The sequence below is a fragment of the Azospira sp. MPR-E4 genome (assembly GCF_058809645.1).
Genome location: NZ_JBXAST010000010.1, coordinates 1 through 15,616 on the forward strand (window position 1 = coordinate 1; position 15,616 = coordinate 15,616).

Here is a 15,616-nt window from a genome sequence, read left to right on the forward strand (position 1 = left end):
GGGCTGGGCTCTGTACGAGCCCGATGGTGAAAAGCTACTGAGTCAAATTAAACAACAGAAGCGTGAGAGCGAATTCAATTATTCAGATAGCTATGATTATCTCGGTATGTTGGAGAACCAAGTCGCCGGTAAGAATGATTCTTGGGCGGTTAGATGGTATGCCAGTGCGTTCTTGAGGAGCAAGCTAACACTCTACCCAGGAATAAGTTTGGTCAGCAATATTGGTAATGATGGTAGCGGCCGCCATGGGGATGACTCAGCTCGGTTTCAGGCAGTTGTTTCCGAGAAGGCGATCAAAGTATTTAGTATCCCAATTATTGAAAACGTAACAGTGAGGCGTGCGATGGTCAATTATTTGATATCGCTGCAGCAGTCTTGGTTATGCCGCAAATGGCGTTCTGTTCTCCAGCTAGTGGTTCAGGTCTGGAATTTTTTGGCGAAGAGGTGAGTGCCATGGGAGTGCTACAAAAGGTAAGTACTTTCATTGCTCGTATAGCGCGCCATCGTGGAGTTCTCAAGCGCTATCGTAATCGAGTTGACATCGATCCCACTACACGGCTGCAGTCATCATTTTCCGTGGATTTTATGGTGGAGCCGGAGGATCGTGTCTATGTCAGGTGCGGAACTCACGGGATAATTAATGCGAAAGTTACATTCGAATCTCGAAGTGGAATCGTTGAAATTGGTAACCGTGTTTATTTTGGCGGGGGTACGGTTATTTGTCGGCAAGGGATAAAAATTGGAAATGACGTCACTATTGCGTGGGGCGTAACGATTTATGACCATAACTCGCACTCGCTGGATTGGCGACAACGAGCAAAGATGGTCAATCATTTCTATCATCACTATGGTTCTCCATGTTGCTATGAAGAACTTGATTGGACGGATGTGAGCTCTGCGCCGATAGTGATTGAGGATAAAGTCTGGATAGGCTTTGACGCAGTGCTGCTAAGGGGGGTTCGGATCGGAGAGGGGGCTGTGATCGGGGCTCGGAGTGTTGTAACTCAAGACGTCGAGCCATACACAGTTGTTGCGGGGAACCCTGCTGTTGTCGTAAAACGAATCGAAAGATAGAAGACCGGCGTGAGATATGGAAGCACAGAAAGGGAAGTTCGAATATTCATGGGAAGAAGCAGTCGAAATATTGCGCCAATCTCCCGAGCATCAGGAGCTTATTTTTAACGCATATCTTACGGAAGATATTGCCGGCAATTGCGAGCGCTTCTTCGCGAGCGCAGAGTTTTGTGCTGCAAAGACCTTGCTGAAGGAGTTCGCATCGGGTAATCGGTTGCTTGATATGCCGTCTGGAAATGGGATCGCGTCATATTCATTTGCAAAGTCTGGTTTTGACGTGGTCGCAGTAGACCCGAATCCATCCGAAACGGTTGGTCGGGGGGCCTTGGCTAAAGCTCTAGCAGGTTCGGGGTTGCACGCCGAAATTGTCGATGCTTATGGAGAAAGTTTGCCGTTTGCCTCGGAAAGCTTTGATGTGGTTTATGTCCGACAAGGTCTGCATCACGCAGCAAATTTGCCGAATATGCTCAAGGAAATCGCTCGTGTTATGCGCCAGGGTGGGGTGCTCCTCGCTTGTCGAGAGCCGGTCGTCGATGATTACGAGAACAGCTTGCAGATATTTTTGGACTCCCAGCCAGATCACCAGCTGTATGGCGGGGAGAACGCCTTCAAACTGCAAGACTATCGAAACGCGATTACCTCTGCTGGATTGGTGCTTTGTATGGAAATGGATCCGTATGATACGGTAATAAATATGGCGCCCAGTTCTCCGGAAGTTATGCGCGCACGAATTTTAGGTTCCCGCCCTGCTAAAGTCCTGAAATGCTTCTTGCCGGAAGGAATTGTGGTCAAGCTTGGCATATGGTGGGCCAAGCGCCATAGGTCACCAGGTCGATTGTACTCGTTTCTAGCCATCAAACCGGCGGCCTAATTCTATGCTCAGCTTCCTGATTCCCAGCCTACGGCGATTGAAGCGTAGGTTCCCTTGGTTGTCGGCCAACATAGGCAGTTGCGGTAGAAGACTGATCAATCTCTGGCTTGGAACATACCCGAAAGTAATGGCCGGAGAGGTTAGTGCAGTTGCTGAGGTGTTAAGGGGAACTCAATGGAATATGGCATACGGGAAGGGGCTGGTGCATGAGCGACTTGAAGCCCTATTTGCCGATTACATTGGGGTTGCCCATGCAGTTGCCGTGAATACGGGAGGGATGGCATTGCAGATGTCCATGCGTGGGCTGGGTCTCAAGCCTGGAGATGAGGTTGTCCTGCAAGTAGATACATGCTCAGCTACGGCATTTTCAGTATTGAATGCGGCCTGTGTGCCAGTGTTCTCAGATATTTCTGCGAGCACTTTCATGTTGGCAGTTGATCGACTCGACGAGTTGATCGGGCCTGACACGAAGGCGATTATTGCTACGCACATGTGGGGCAACCCAGAGCGTATTCCGGTATTGCTTGAGTATTGTCAGTCACGAAATCTATATTTAATCGAGGATGCATGTTTGGCCCTTGGGACTCGTTCTCGCCAAGGCTATGCTGGCGCGTGTGGTGATCTCGGGACTTTCTCGTTCGGGTGCCTGAAGCCAATACAGGGGGGAGAAGGCGGCATGATCGTCACTGATGATGATGCCTTGGCTAAGGAACTACGGAGCTTGAGGCACTGGGGAGATCGAACGATTGAGTTCGGAACTCGAGATACGACGCAATTAGCGTGGAATGGTCGCATGTCAGAAATTGTTGCAGCGGTGGTCTCTGAGCAATTAAAGGGATATCCGGCGCACTTGTCGGCACTGCAAAGTGCCGTTTCAGAATTTGAACATTTCATTCGAAAATTTGATGGTGTCGAGCTGGCATTGGGGGACGCCAAACATCATTCGGATTGTGCGTTCACTCAGGTTGTAGTGCGTTTGGATGAGTTAAAACTTGGACGTAGTAAAGAGTGGCTTAGGGAGAACCTGAGTCAAGAGGGAATTGCAACTTGGCATGCGAATTTTGAGTTAATCAACTCATTAAGCTTCTTTAGCAAAGGCCATTGGACGGATTGGGTTACAAGAGGGGATGCCGAGCGCGTGGGCCATAATTTTCAGAGGAGTTATCCCATTGCGAATCAGGTGTTTAAGTCCGCAGGTCTCGGGTTTCCGAAGATGAACTTTCTATCAGGGGCTCGGCTCAAGCAGCTAATGCGTACGATAGATAAGTTAATGGCTAGGCGTTGATAGGTATTTCAGCCCTGTTTAAGTTTATTTTGAAATGAAAAATACAATTCTAAAATTGGTCCGAGGAGTAGGAGGGCGCTGGTTATTAAAGGCCTTCAATCGACGCCTTCGCCGAATCAGTGCAGCAACGCATTACCTGCAATATGTTCTCGACTGGGGAATAAGGCCGGTGCCGGGGTGGTTTGATCATCACCTAGATTTGCAATACCTTTGGCACAAAACTCGCACGCCATTGAGTTGGGAGCGGGGAATATTCAATTTGCTTGCAATTCGAGAGGGGGCCAAGCTCCTGGAGCTATGCTGCGGCGACGGTTTCAATGCATATTACTTCTATTCGATCCGCGCAGGTAGTGTATTTGCAGTAGATCTTGATTCTGAGGCAATTAGAAGCGCCAATCGGTATTATGTTGCGCCAAACCTGCGCTATGAAATTGCAGATATTCGAACGCAAATGCCTGATGAGTTGTTTGACAATATTGTCTGGGATGCGTCTCTCGAATACTTTAATGAAGAGGAGATTGAGCGGCTGATGCGCTCGATAAAGGCGCGTCTTGGGTCGAATGGTGTACTGTCAGGCTATTCGATTATTCAAAATTATTGTCACGATGAGCATAAGTATATATTTAAGTCAAAAAGTGATTTGCTCAACTTTTTACAGCCATATTTCAAAAATGTAAAAATATTTGAAACCCAATATCCATCTAGGCACAACTTATATTTCTATGCTAGTGAAGGTGGGTTGCCGTTCGATGATGAGTGGCCGTTTCAGCTTGTCTCAAGCAGGCCTTAGTGGTTGAAACTGCAGTGATATTCCTTAGTCTGAGCGCTACATGAAGAGAGCGGCTGACATGAAGAAATTTTCCAGTGAGGTTGTCCGATGATCCCTGTTTCTCAGCCTAAGCTATCGCAGCGTGAGATTGACTACGTGGCAGATGCTGTTAGGTCCGGTTGGGTATCTTCTCTCGGTCCTTATATCGATGCCTTTGAGAAAAAATTCGCTGAATTTTGCGGAACCAAATATGCAGTTTCAGTGAGCAATGGAACTGTGGGGCTGCATCTTGCGCTTAAGGTGCTCGGTATTGGTGACGGTGACGAAGTAATCATTCCAGACCTTACGTTTGTCGCTACCGCTAACGCTGTTAAAACCGCTCAGGGAGTCCCCGTAATTGTTGATGTCTGTCGGGATACCTATTGCATTGATCCAGAAGCCATTCTGCGATCGATTTCGTCGAAAACTAAAGCGATTATCCCCGTCCATCTATACGGGCACCCTGCGAACATGCAGGCTATTCTGGAAATTGCGCGTAAGTATGACTTGCATGTGATCGAGGATGCTGCTGAAGCTCATGGAGCATCAATTGCAGGGGTAAGAGTTGGAGCATTGGGCGACTGCGGTGTGTTCAGCTTTTACGGTAACAAAATCATTACTTCCGGGGAAGGAGGGATGATCACGACAAGCGACGTGAACATATACAACAGAGCCAAATTCCTCCGAGATCACGCTATGTCCACACAAGTTCGCTATTGGCATACTGAAGTTGGATACAACTACAGGATGACTAATATGCAGGCAGCTTTGGGACTTGCGCAATTGGAGCAAATTGAGGACTTTATTGCGAATCGTGCCGAATTGCTTGACGCGTATAAGCAACTGCTGGAGCCGCATGGGATTGAATGCAATCCGTGCGTTGGCGCTGAGCCGACAAATTGGATGGCTTGTGCGGTTATCGAGGAGCTTGGCCGATCGCAGCGTGATCAAGTGATCCTCGAAATGCGTGCACTGGGAGTTGATGCAAGGCCATTTTTCTTCCCAGTTTCGATGATGCCAATGTACTTGCCCGCGAGAAACCCTGTCTCATATAAATTGTCGGAGTGTGGGATAAATTTGCCTACCTTCGTTGGTATGACTAGGGACCAGGTTTCTTCAGTGACAACCGCTCTGTTCTCAGGTTTGCGCTCCCTTGGTGTCATTAAATGAAAATAGGGGTGGATTTACTTGGTTGTAATGCGTCCTACTCAGGGGGGGTCGCAACTTTTTCCATCGGGATTGCTCGAGGATTGGCGCGAACGGTTAGGGCGCCTGACAGCGTTGTGGTGTTTGTCTCAGATGACAACGAGGAATTTATCCATAATGCCCTTCAGGGAATACCCGTCGTCTTCGAAAAATTGTCGCGGAACCCCTTGCGTAAATATATTTTCGGGCCCCTAAAATATTTGGCATGGACTGTTCGATATTTTAAGCTTTTGTTTTGGTTCGAAAAGATGTTTAGGCCGAGGATGGCGGCTCAAATTGAGAGCGCTGTTGATGTGCTGGTTGTGCCTACAACAACCCTAAGTTTGTTTGCATTACGTATTCCAACGATTCTTTGCATGCATGATATTCAACAGGAGTATTTCCCTGAATTTTTCTCTTTTAGGGAAAGGGCGTCTCGTTGGGTTACATATAGACTGTCTGCATGGTCAGCATCATCTATTCAGGTAAGTAGTGATTTTGTAAAGAACTGTCTGATTGAAAAGTTTAAATTTGTTAAAGAGGAAAAAATATTCATTGCTTACGAAGGCGTTGATTTCTCCAAGTTCAATGATGGTTCTACGGCAACATTTCCAGTGGCTTTGAATCGTCTTTGTGGTGGACAGTTTGTTTTTTACCCAGCACAGCTATGGCCGCATAAAAATCACTTGCTGCTGCTGGAGGCATTGGTGGAGTTTCGTGATGCGCATGGATATGAAATGCCGTGTGTTCTTACTGGGCAAGATTGCGGGTATTGGAGTGAAATTAGCAATGCTATTTCTAAATTTGGATTGACTGAAGTCTACTATCTTGGGCGGGTGTGCTTTGAAGAATTAATCTGGCTTTATAGAAATTGTGATGCTGTGCTTTCACTCGGATTGCATGAATCAAGTTCTTTGCCTGTGCGGGAGGGGGCGGTGTTCGGAAAGCCGTTGATCTGTTCTGATATCCCTCCGAATATTGAAACCCAGAAATATCTTGCGCTTAATCTTGTTCGGCAGCACGAGACTGGTAGTTTGAGCCGTATGCTAGGTTTGCTTGCGAGCGGTGCATCCGGAATCAAAGACGAGGCACAAAACAACAAGGTGCGAGTTAAGTGTTTCGATTGGGATTTGATAGCCAGAAAGTACTTGGCTGCAATTGAGGGGCTTAGTTTTCCTCGCAAGCCAAGTGATAGTTCGGCCTCTTCTGAAGGAGGGAGAGGCAATTGACATTCACTGTGGTGACCCCCAATTACAATATGGGGGAATATTTGGTCGAAACAATAGAATCGGTTCTGCGGAACCTCCGTTCGGGAGATGAGTACTTCGTCATCGACGGCGGATCGACCGACAACAGCGTGGATGTAATACGCAGCTACGAGTCCCGCATCACGGGTTGGATCAGCGAACGGGACGAGGGCTATGCGGATGCACTGGCGAAGGGTTTCCGCCGCTCGACAGCCAACTTTCAGTGCTGGATCAATAGCGGTGATTTGCTGTTGCCAGGTGCGCTAAGCCGAGCCTCTACGCTGCTTACGGAAAGCGCCGCGGACCTGATTTTTGGTGATGACCTTTATATCGACGAGCAGAGTGCTGTCGTCCAGGTCTCCAACGGAAATGTCGGCGATCTTTCCAACATGATGCTGTTCGGCGGTTGGACGCCGTTGCAGGACGCCTGCTTTTGGCGAAGATCTTTCTATGAACAGGTTGGCGGCATCAACCCGGAAGTACGATTTGCTGCGGATTTCGATTTGTTCCTGCGTATGAGCTTGCACGGACGTTGCCAGTTTGTTCCAACAGTATTTAGTGCCTTTCGGAGACATCAGGGACAGACGTCTAAAGCTCGTGCCAACGACTATAAGGCGGAAAGGGAAGCCATTCGTCGCCGCACACTTAACGCTGTTGCACCAGCAGGTCATGGCGCGTGGTCGGTTGTTTTCTATTATTTATTAGCCCGTCTAAGGGCCCGACTGTGGTCCCGGTACAGCGCTAGCGGCCGACTAATTGGCCAATCGGCTCATGGTCTCAAATGTATGGCAACAAAGGAGATGCTGGAGATCTAGCGAAGCCAGATGTTCGAAGGAGATCGGAGAATTTTGACTACCCGAACACGAGTGGTGGTTCCCCGTGCAACGGCATGCGCACATTTTTGAAGGCTTGTTCCCTGAAAAATTAATTATATGCATCGAATAATCAAGAGAACATATTGGATATTGCAAGCGCAAGTGGGAGTGGATGTACGCAAGCTTCTACACTTTTTGCCTGGCTTGTTGCGTTATATGTTGGACTATTTCAGGTTCCGTAGAATCTATCGGGGCCAGATGGAAATGGTTCCTTGCGTCCATGACAGAAGGGAAGAAGGTGGTGCTACCAAGAATGAGTATTTTTGGCAGGACCTAATAGTTGCAAGAATGATCCATGCCGCGGAGCCAGAATGTCACGTTGACATTGGCTCTCGGGTTGATGGCTTTGTTGCTCATGTGGCCAGTTTTCGGGAAATTGAGGTCTTCGATGTACGGCCCATAAGCGCGAGCATCCCTGGGGTCGTTTTTCGTCGAGCAGACCTCATGCAAATAGCTGAATCATTTGATGGGTACTGTGATTCACTTTCCTGTCTGCATGCACTTGAGCACTTCGGCCTTGGGAGATACGGAGATCCGCTGAATGTTCAAGGAGTTAGTCTAGGGCTTGCAAGTATGGTACGCATGATCAGGGAGGGGGGGGTATTTTATCTATCGGTTCCAATAGGTCGGGAGCGGGTTGAATTTAACGCAAACTGGATTTTCGCTCCGTCAACGATAATATCGGCTGCGGCTGAAGTCGGCTTGAGGCTCAAGAAACTGATCATCATCGATCAGAGTAACGTGTCTGACTGCGATTTCTGCAATGTAATCGAATTGGCCCGCTTGGCGCAGCAAAGATACTCCTTGGGCGTGTTTGTCTTCTCTAAGGTAGCAGAAGAGGTGAGCAGTAAATGAAAGGGTTGTTAAGAAATCTTCTCCGAGCCACAGCTAACGATGATGCTAGGGCGGCGTGGCTCAAAGCTACGTTGAATGATGTGCCTGAGGGCGCACGAATCCTTGATGCTGGGGCTGGGGAGCTTCGGAACAAAAAGCTCTGTGGACATTTGCGATATGTCTCGCAGGATTTTGGAAAGTACGAAGGACAGGGCGACGGCTCAGGTTTGCAAACGGGTAGCTGGCAAGCCGATCGGGTCGACATCGTTAGCGACATTACCTCTATTCCAGAGCCGGATGGCTCTTTCGACGTGATTCTTTGTAGTGAGGTGTTCGAGCATCTACCGGATGCGCTGCCTGCCCTGGACGAGTTTTCACGCCTGCTCAGGCCGGGAGGCAAACTGATCATCACGGCTCCCTTTGCGTCCATGTCCCATTTTGCCCCCTACCATTTTGCCACAGGCTACAGTCGATACTGGTACGAGTATCACCTCCCGGCCAGAGGTTTGCGAATTGACTCGCTCCTGCCAAATGGCGATTGGTTTGATTTCCTGCGTCAGGAATTGCTTCGCCTGCCGACAGTCGCACGCCGTTACGGCGAGTGGTCTTGGCCCTTGGCCTACGTCGTCGTTGGGCTAGTAATGCTTTATTTTTTGATTAGGGGAGGGGGGCGTCCTGCGGATGACTTGGCGTGTTTCGGTTGGCAGTGCATTGCCATCAAAGACATGAGTCCATGTCGATGAATGCTATCCGCAGGAATGTTATTCATCTGCTGCGTCGAGTGGTCGGGCGTGCTGGAGGTGTCCTGCTTTCGTGTTCGGTTCATGAGCAGATTCTTGCCCAGCGGGCCGGTGCGCTGGCAGAGCTCGTGGCAGCAGAAGCCGCTGATTTAACGCCGGGCATTGCGTGCATTGTCTTCAGCAAGGACAGAGCCTTGCAACTTCACGCCCTGCTGTACTCGTACTTCAATCGGGTAGCAAATCCTGCCCCAGTGTACGTCATCTATACGGCGAGTAGCCAAGCGCACCAAAAATCCTACGATGAACTCGTTGATATCTTTTCAGGACAAGCGTCGCCGGTCCACTTTATCGGTGAAATGAGCAGCTTCAAGCAGACCCTGCTCTCGGTCCTCGGGCATCTGCAATGCAGATCAGTAATGTTCTTGGTGGATGATCTAATATTCATTAGGGATGTTGATTTTGCTATAGCCAGTGTGACGGATCCAACAGAGGTGATCGTTAGTCTTCGACATTCACCACATTTGCGTCGAAGCTATACCGCCGATGTCCCGCAGCGCCCTCCTGTTTTCCGTGAATCCTTGCTGTCGTCGAATCTCATCGAGTTCAACTGGTTCGAACAGGGTAATGAATGGTCAGACCCGTGGTCGGTCGATGGCCAGGTGCTATCTCTTGCCGAAGTTAGGGTCATCAGCCGAGTTTCAAATTTTGGTGCTCCTAACAGTTACGAGAATTGCCTTAAGACGTTCAACGACATCGTTTCTAATCGCAAGGGACTGTGTTTCCGCGAAAGCATCATCCTTAATCTGCCAATCAATAGGGTGCAAACCGAAATCGCGAACTTGAGTGGAAATGTTTCGGTAGATGTGCTGTTGGAGCATTGGAATCGTGGACTCGCACTAGATACGAGTATGTTCGATGAGCATATTCCGCTCTCTCCTCATGAAGAACATCTGCCTCGCTTTGTGGTGCGCGCGTGAAACCGTCAGTCATCATCGTCGGCGCTGGAATGGGAGGTTGTGTTTTGGCAGCAGCTCTTGCTGAGACATGGGATGTCACCATGGTCGAGTTGGATGGGCAGAGCACCGGGCTGCAAGGAAGGGTGGTTGATCTTGGACGGGCTGCCGTTACGTGTCCTCACCTTGCGTCGGGATTGGGTGGTACTACAACCGTTTGGCATAACGGTCTGATAGAAGTCGAGTCGGAAGTTTTTCGCGAACGCTGGCCATTCCCTAAAGTCGAGTTGAAAGAACACTATGCGAGAGCATTCCAGCTTCTTTCCGGTACGACTCGCAGTGAAATCTGTAGCACGGACGAGTTGTTGCGCAATGATTTCATTAATAGCCAGATTCCGACGAGGCTACTGAGGGAAAGCCTTTACTATCCTCGACGTCGTATAAATGTTTGGACGTCGTTAGGTCTTACGCGCCAGGTGAAAATGGTTCGTGGGGAAGTGAGCTCTTTTCGAATGGCCCGTGGAAACAGAAGGCTGGCCGGTGTCAGAGTGAATCTGGAGTCAGGGCAAACTGAATTGGCTGCCGACGAAGTCGTGTTGGCCTGCGGCGGACTGGGAACTCCGGTGCTGTTGCAGCGTCTGGCTGCCGTCTCAGACTCCATTTCACTGCAGCTAGCGGGGTACAACTACGAAGACCACCCCTCTGGATTTGTAGCCGAGTTTGTTTCGAGCGTGCCGTTGTACAAGCTTTGGAATCGAACAGTTTCTGGACCCGGCGGATTCCTGCGCCTGCCTTTGGTAATCGAGCAGGATGGTTTGCGAGTTTCGTTTCAGATTCGTCCTGCTGTACAGTTCGGCCAGCGAAACAAGATCGTCAGTCTCCTCGGTGACCTCAGAAACAAGCCCCTCAACCTGAGCAACTATCTACGACTATTTACTCATTGGGACGATATCATCGATATCCTTTCCCTACGCTTTGGGCTTCAGGTTCCAACCCAAAGCTATGCGCTGTTGATGGTTGCGGAGCAGCCACCGAGTGATGCTCAAAGTATTGTAAATTTGGAGGGCGGGCGGGTTGGCCGCAACTGGGATTTGAAATCGACCTACCTCGACTCGCTGAACAAGGCGATAGAGCGAGTGCTTGGTGAGTTAACTCCCATAATCGAGGATGCCCGGATATTTCCAGACTGGGTTTCAAATCTGTTCTCTTCATCTCACCACTCTGGAACGGCTCGCATGCACCATTCACCCGCGGCCGGAGTTTGCAACGGATTGGGGCAGGTGCATGGCATTGAGAATCTTCATGTATGTGATGGTTCTGCGATCCCTGCAAGCGGTAGCGCTAACACGGGCTTGACTATAGCGGCGCTGGCCCTCCGCATGGCCGATACCTTGAGGTCTAGAAAGTCAGGCTAATCTTGATATATGCAAGTTAGATTTTCGCAGGCAATCTCGTGAGATTGTCCAGCAGCCTTTACGATCGGTGCTAGGAGCGCTGATAATATGCCCCTTGAAGTCAGACATGCCAAAAGCGGCATGAATAAGAACTTAAGTGTGCCAGGTCTTGCCTATTCTCAAGTTATTCAGGGGCAGACGGGCGACTGCTTTGAAAAATATACATTTGATGACAAAACCATTGGTCAGCATAGGGATGTCTGTGTTCAATGCCGCCACAACGCTGGAGGTTGCATTGCTCTCAATGTTGAACCAGAGCTATACGCATTGGGAGCTTATCCTTATTGACGATGGGTCCAGTGATGCAACGTCCGACATCATCGCTCGTTTCGACGATCCTCGCATCGTACGAGTCGCTGACGGAAGGAATCTCGGTCTTGCAGCGCGGCTTAACCAAACAGTTGCGCTTGCCAAAGGAAAATACTTCGCACGTATGGATGCAGACGATCTTTCGTTTCCGGAGAGGATCGAGCGGCAGGTGGAATATTTAGAGGCGCATCCAGAAGTCGACTTGCTGGGTTCGGGGGCCCTTGCCATCGACAACCACAATGTCTTGATTGGGAAATTCCGCGTGTTGTTAGCACATGAGGATATTTGTGCAAACCCCTGGAATGGGATCAACCTGCCGCATCCCACCTGGATGGGGAAGACCGAATGGTTTAAGGCGCATCCTTACGATCCGTCGATGCGCCGGGCTCAGGATCAACTGCTGCTCGTTAGTGCCTATTTGGTCAGCCGTTACGCCTGCCTTGGCGACAGTTTGCTTGCTTATCGCGTCGATCGACCGTCGCTGAAAAATGCTCTCAGAAATCGAGGGTATTACGCTGCTGCTTTGTTCACGCTTGCCGCCACGCGAGGCCATTGGTTTGGGGCCAGCTTAGCAGCCGCCAAGCAAGCAGCAAAAGCGTCTGTGGAACTGTTGTTCGGACTATTGAACGCTACTTCGGTGTTGGACAGAAAGCGTTTTGAGGCTACGAATCGGGACGATTGCGAGCGCTGGGATGCGCTCAGAACCTCTTTGGGTATCCTGTGCAAAACCTCGGAGAATTGAATGTGCGGTTTTAGCGGCTTTATTTCCCCCAACCTGCATTTGGAAAAAAGTCGTGAGGTTCTTGCTCGGATGGGGAATACGCTGTTTCTTCGCGGTCCCGACGAGATGGGGACTTGGACTTCCGAAAACGGTAGCGTAGGCCTTGTTCACCGCCGGCTGGCAGTGATAGAGCTGGGGGCAGGAGGACGTCAGCCGATGATTTCGCCCTCTGGGCGTTATGTCATTGTGTTTAATGGCGAAATTTACAATCACGATGCAGTACGTGCTGATCTCGCCAGTACTGGGGTGGGCTTCCGTAGCCATTCAGACACTGAGGTATTGCTGGCTGCGCTTGAGCATTGGGGCACAGAGCAGACTTTGCAGCGTTGCGTGGGCATGTTCGCCTTTGCGCTATGGGACAGGGAACAGCGCAGACTGGTGTTGGCGCGTGACCGTTTCGGCGAAAAGCCGCTTTATTATGGCTGGCAAGGCGGTAGCTTTATTTTCGGCTCGACCGTGCAGGCCCTGCGGCAGCATCCCGAATGGCAAGGGCAACTGAACAGGGAGGCCGTATCTCTGCTCATCCGTTACGACTACATTCCTGCACCACACAGCATTTATGTCGGAGTGAGCAAACTGATGCCGGGAACCTGGCTTGAGCTTGCATGGCGCGATGGCGGCTGGCGGGAAAGCACGAATACCTATTGGTCAGCGCTGGGGATGGCGGCTCGAGCGAGTGCGACACCCTACACGGGGAGTTTCGGAGAAGCCGCCGACGTACTGGAGGGGCTGTTAAAGCAGACGATTAAAGGGCAAATGCTTGCCGATGTGCCACTCGGCGCCTTTCTCTCCGGTGGTATTGATTCGAGCACCGTGGTCGCTTTGATGCAGCTGGAATCTCGCCGGCCAGTGCGTACCTTTACCATCGGATTCGACAATCCGGAATACGACGAATCGCCGGCTGCCGAAGCGGTGGCGCGCCATTTAGGGACTGCGCATACGACCTGCGCCCTGAGTGAGACCGATGTGTTGGCGCTGATTCCTCGCATGCCAACGATTTACGACGAGCCCTTTGCTGATGCGTCTCAATTGCCGACAGCTCTAGTTTCGCAAGTGGCGCGGCGGGATGTCACGGTTGCACTTTCTGGCGATGGTGGTGACGAAATCTTTGGTGGCTATAACCGCTATGTGCTGGGTGAGCGTCTTCGCCGCCAGCGCCAGCGTCTTCCTCAGTTTGTGCGACAGCTCGGTGCTAACTGTATGCGAGCTATTTCGCCGCCTGCCTGGGACAGTCTTTGGGGTTTTCTGCCTGCGTTGCACCGCCCTAGGCATGGCGGCGAAAAGCTCCACAAGCTGGCCGCAGTTATATCGTCGAGCGATGATCGGGAAATGTATCAACGCATGACCTCCTTCTGGCTGGATGGGGTGCCGATGTCAGATCCATGTGAGTTAGGGTCTGTCTTGGAGAGCGATGTATGGCACTCTGCCTATTCCTTCCAGGAAAAAATGATGCTCGCCGACACGTTGTCATATCTGCCAGACGACATTCTGGTCAAGGTCGATCGTGCGGCGATGGGCTTCAGTCTTGAAACACGTGCTCCCTTCCTTGATCACAGGTTGTTTGAATTCGTTTGGTCCCTGCCCATGTCTTACCGGATTCGTGGAAGCCAGGGAAAATCGCTGTTGCGCGAAGTGCTGTATCGTCACGTGCCACCTGCATTGGTCGAACGTCCCAAGACTGGGTTCTCGCTGCCTATTGGTGATTACCTCCGCGGCCCGTTACGTGAATGGGCAGAAACTCTTCTTAGCGAGAAGCGCGTGTCTCAAGAAGGCTACTTCGATGCGAAAAGAGTAAGGGCCGTTTGGGAGCAGCATCTTTCTGGTAAGCAAAATCGGCAATATGATATTTGGAGCGTGCTCATGTTCCAAGCCTGGCTGGAGTGCTGGGCATGAAAGTATGTCAACTTTGTGCTGTTGACTTTACTCTCGATAAATTCTTGTTGCCGTTGATTGATGGCATGATGACAGAAGGCTGGGATGTGACTGCCGTGTGCTCCGATGGCCCATCTATTTTGTCTTTGAGATCGCGTGGTTACCGTGTCTGCACAGTGCCTATTGCGCGTAGTATGAATCCCATTATCGCGTTGCGGTCACTATTTTCGTTGTGGAGGCTATTCCGGCGCGAGCATTTCGATGTACTTCATGCGCATACACCAGTTGCGGCGCTAATTGGGCGCGCTGCTGCTCGCCTAGCGGGCATCCCATTAGTGGTCTATACCGCGCATGGCTTTTACTTTCACGATGACATGGAGGGTTGGAAGCGCGCATTCTTCGTGATGCTGGAGCGAATAGGAGGGTGGTGGACCGATCTGCTATTTTGCCAAAGTGCTGAAGATGCGAAGGACGCAGTTCGTGAGCATATCGCTTTGCCAGCAAGTGTTTTGGCGATTGGAAATGGTGTAGATGTGGAGCGTTTTGATCCGGTAAGAGCCGGTGTTGTAAGCGCCGCACGTGTGAGTCTTGGGATTCCTGATGAGGCCTTTGTTGTTGGCTTTATTGGTCGTCAGGTTCGGGAAAAGGGTGTTTGTGAGTTCTTGCAGGCTGTGACAGCTCTGGCGAATCAGCACTCGGATTTGTGGGTGCTGTTGGTCGGAGCGCGATTGGATAGTGATCATGCTCGGGGAGTAGAGGTTGAATTTTCTGCTGCTCAATCTGCGTTGGGCCGCCGCTTGGTCGCTCCTGGATTGCGGGACGATATTCCACAACTCTTGGCTGCAATGGATGTTTTTTGCCTTCCCTCGTGGCGCGAAGGAATGCCAAGAACGATCATAGAAGCAATGATGATGTCTAAGCCAGTTGTGGCAACAAATATCCGTGGATGTCGCGAGGAAGTAGTGCATGAGAAAACTGGACTACTCGTACCAGTGCGCTCGCCGGCAAGGCTTGCGGATGCGATTGAGAGATTAATCTGCGCTCCCGAATGGGCGAAGCAACTGGGTGAGGCCGCTAGAGTACGAGCACTGAATTTTTACGACGAAAAGAGAATTGTGGCCTTGCAGTTGGATCGGATTAAAAGAGAAGCGTTCGCGCGCGGCTTGTTAGACCGCGGATGACCTGGTTATTTGATTTAACCGCGGTAAGTCCCTCAGCTGTGGACCGATTCTGATCGGGGGCATGAGCGCTACCTAGTGCTCGATTCGCGTGACTCAATCAAGATTGATCTAATTTTCTTGTGCGTTGGTGCGGGCGTTCTCGAATTG

The 15,616-nt window shown here is 50.5% G+C and carries 16 protein-coding genes; all 16 read left to right on the forward strand.

Features of this window, described 5'->3' with window-relative positions:
- The coding region (locus AC1RTA_RS04940; protein WP_492784104.1) for a hypothetical protein at window positions 1-448 on the forward strand (448 nt) is incomplete at its 5' end.
- A gap of 137 nt (window positions 449-585) precedes the next feature.
- On the forward strand, window positions 586-1,074 hold the full coding sequence (locus AC1RTA_RS04945) for an acyltransferase (RefSeq protein WP_492784153.1): 489 nt from the start codon (window positions 586-588) through the stop codon (window positions 1,072-1,074).
- 16 nt (window positions 1,075-1,090) lie between these two features.
- Window positions 1,091-1,945, forward strand: a complete 855-nt coding sequence (locus AC1RTA_RS04950) for a class I SAM-dependent methyltransferase (RefSeq protein ID WP_492784105.1) — start codon at window positions 1,091-1,093, stop codon at window positions 1,943-1,945.
- Window positions 1,946-1,949: 4 nt separating this feature from the next.
- Window positions 1,950-3,230, forward strand: coding sequence for a DegT/DnrJ/EryC1/StrS family aminotransferase (locus AC1RTA_RS04955; protein WP_492784106.1), 1,281 nt, complete (start codon window positions 1,950-1,952; stop codon window positions 3,228-3,230).
- A 34-nt stretch (window positions 3,231-3,264) separates the two neighbouring features.
- Complete coding sequence (locus tag AC1RTA_RS04960) at window positions 3,265-4,020, forward strand: class I SAM-dependent methyltransferase (RefSeq protein ID WP_492784107.1); 756 nt, start codon at window positions 3,265-3,267, stop codon at window positions 4,018-4,020.
- Window positions 4,021-4,107: 87 nt separating this feature from the next.
- Window positions 4,108-5,208 (forward strand): DegT/DnrJ/EryC1/StrS family aminotransferase, encoded by a 1,101-nt coding sequence (locus AC1RTA_RS04965; protein ID WP_492784108.1) that lies wholly within the window; start codon window positions 4,108-4,110, stop codon window positions 5,206-5,208.
- The gene (locus tag AC1RTA_RS04970) at window positions 5,205-6,452 is read left to right on the forward strand and encodes a glycosyltransferase (protein ID WP_492784109.1); all 1,248 of its coding nucleotides are present in this window, start codon (window positions 5,205-5,207) and stop codon (window positions 6,450-6,452) included. Before AC1RTA_RS04965 ends, AC1RTA_RS04970 begins: the two co-directional genes overlap by 4 nt.
- Window positions 6,449-7,285 (forward strand): glycosyltransferase family 2 protein, encoded by an 837-nt coding sequence (locus tag AC1RTA_RS04975; protein WP_492784110.1) that lies wholly within the window; start codon window positions 6,449-6,451, stop codon window positions 7,283-7,285. The genes AC1RTA_RS04970 and AC1RTA_RS04975 overlap by 4 nt, the downstream gene beginning before the upstream one ends.
- Before the next feature lie 504 nt (window positions 7,286-7,789).
- A complete protein-coding gene (locus tag AC1RTA_RS04980; protein WP_492784111.1) occupies window positions 7,790-8,200 on the forward strand; it encodes a DUF268 domain-containing protein in 411 nt (136 codons plus the stop codon).
- The gene (locus AC1RTA_RS04985; RefSeq protein WP_492784112.1) at window positions 8,197-8,922 is read left to right on the forward strand and encodes a class I SAM-dependent methyltransferase; all 726 of its coding nucleotides are present in this window, start codon (window positions 8,197-8,199) and stop codon (window positions 8,920-8,922) included. The genes AC1RTA_RS04980 and AC1RTA_RS04985 overlap by 4 nt, the downstream gene beginning before the upstream one ends.
- Window positions 8,913-9,896 carry a hypothetical protein gene (locus tag AC1RTA_RS04990; protein ID WP_492784113.1) on the forward strand — a complete coding sequence of 328 codons (984 nt, stop codon included), beginning with the start codon at window positions 8,913-8,915 and terminating at the stop codon, window positions 9,894-9,896. Before AC1RTA_RS04985 ends, AC1RTA_RS04990 begins: the two co-directional genes overlap by 10 nt.
- A complete protein-coding gene (locus tag AC1RTA_RS04995; protein WP_492784114.1) occupies window positions 9,893-11,287 on the forward strand; it encodes a GMC oxidoreductase in 1,395 nt (464 codons plus the stop codon). Before AC1RTA_RS04990 ends, AC1RTA_RS04995 begins: the two co-directional genes overlap by 4 nt.
- An 87-nt stretch (window positions 11,288-11,374) precedes the next feature.
- A complete protein-coding gene (locus AC1RTA_RS05000; protein WP_492784115.1) occupies window positions 11,375-11,614 on the forward strand; it encodes a hypothetical protein in 240 nt (79 codons plus the stop codon).
- Window positions 11,571-12,377: a glycosyltransferase family A protein gene (locus AC1RTA_RS05005; protein WP_492784116.1), complete on the forward strand. Its 807-nt coding sequence runs from the start codon at window positions 11,571-11,573 to the stop codon at window positions 12,375-12,377. Before AC1RTA_RS05000 ends, AC1RTA_RS05005 begins: the two co-directional genes overlap by 44 nt.
- Window positions 12,378-14,309: an asparagine synthase (glutamine-hydrolyzing) gene (asnB, locus tag AC1RTA_RS05010; RefSeq protein ID WP_492784117.1), complete on the forward strand. Its 1,932-nt coding sequence runs from the start codon at window positions 12,378-12,380 to the stop codon at window positions 14,307-14,309.
- Window positions 14,306-15,469 carry a glycosyltransferase family 4 protein gene (locus tag AC1RTA_RS05015; RefSeq protein WP_492784118.1) on the forward strand — a complete coding sequence of 388 codons (1,164 nt, stop codon included), beginning with the start codon at window positions 14,306-14,308 and terminating at the stop codon, window positions 15,467-15,469. Before asnB ends, AC1RTA_RS05015 begins: the two co-directional genes overlap by 4 nt.
- Window positions 15,470-15,616: the final 147 nt, after the last annotated feature.

Bases quoted from the DNA above. Each gene is read 5' to 3' on its own strand.
- AC1RTA_RS04945 (WP_492784153.1), top strand. From the start codon at position 586: ATGGTGGAGCCGGAGGATCGTGTCTATGTCAGGTGCGGAACTCACGGG.
- AC1RTA_RS04950 (WP_492784105.1), top strand. From the start codon at position 1,091: ATGGAAGCACAGAAAGGGAAGTTCGAATATTCATGGGAAGAAGCAGTC.
- AC1RTA_RS04955 (WP_492784106.1), top strand. From the start codon at position 1,950: ATGCTCAGCTTCCTGATTCCCAGCCTACGGCGATTGAAGCGTAGGTTC.
- AC1RTA_RS04960 (WP_492784107.1), top strand. From the start codon at position 3,265: ATGAAAAATACAATTCTAAAATTGGTCCGAGGAGTAGGAGGGCGCTGG.
- AC1RTA_RS04965 (WP_492784108.1), top strand. From the start codon at position 4,108: ATGATCCCTGTTTCTCAGCCTAAGCTATCGCAGCGTGAGATTGACTAC.
- AC1RTA_RS04970 (WP_492784109.1), top strand. From the start codon at position 5,205: ATGAAAATAGGGGTGGATTTACTTGGTTGTAATGCGTCCTACTCAGGG.
- AC1RTA_RS04980 (WP_492784111.1), top strand. From the start codon at position 7,790: ATGCAAATAGCTGAATCATTTGATGGGTACTGTGATTCACTTTCCTGT.
- AC1RTA_RS04985 (WP_492784112.1), top strand. From the start codon at position 8,197: ATGAAAGGGTTGTTAAGAAATCTTCTCCGAGCCACAGCTAACGATGAT.
- AC1RTA_RS04990 (WP_492784113.1), top strand. From the start codon at position 8,913: ATGTCGATGAATGCTATCCGCAGGAATGTTATTCATCTGCTGCGTCGA.
- AC1RTA_RS05000 (WP_492784115.1), top strand. From the start codon at position 11,375: ATGCCCCTTGAAGTCAGACATGCCAAAAGCGGCATGAATAAGAACTTA.
- AC1RTA_RS05005 (WP_492784116.1), top strand. From the start codon at position 11,571: ATGTTGAACCAGAGCTATACGCATTGGGAGCTTATCCTTATTGACGAT.
- asnB (WP_492784117.1), top strand. From the start codon at position 12,378: ATGTGCGGTTTTAGCGGCTTTATTTCCCCCAACCTGCATTTGGAAAAA.
- AC1RTA_RS05015 (WP_492784118.1), top strand. From the start codon at position 14,306: ATGAAAGTATGTCAACTTTGTGCTGTTGACTTTACTCTCGATAAATTC.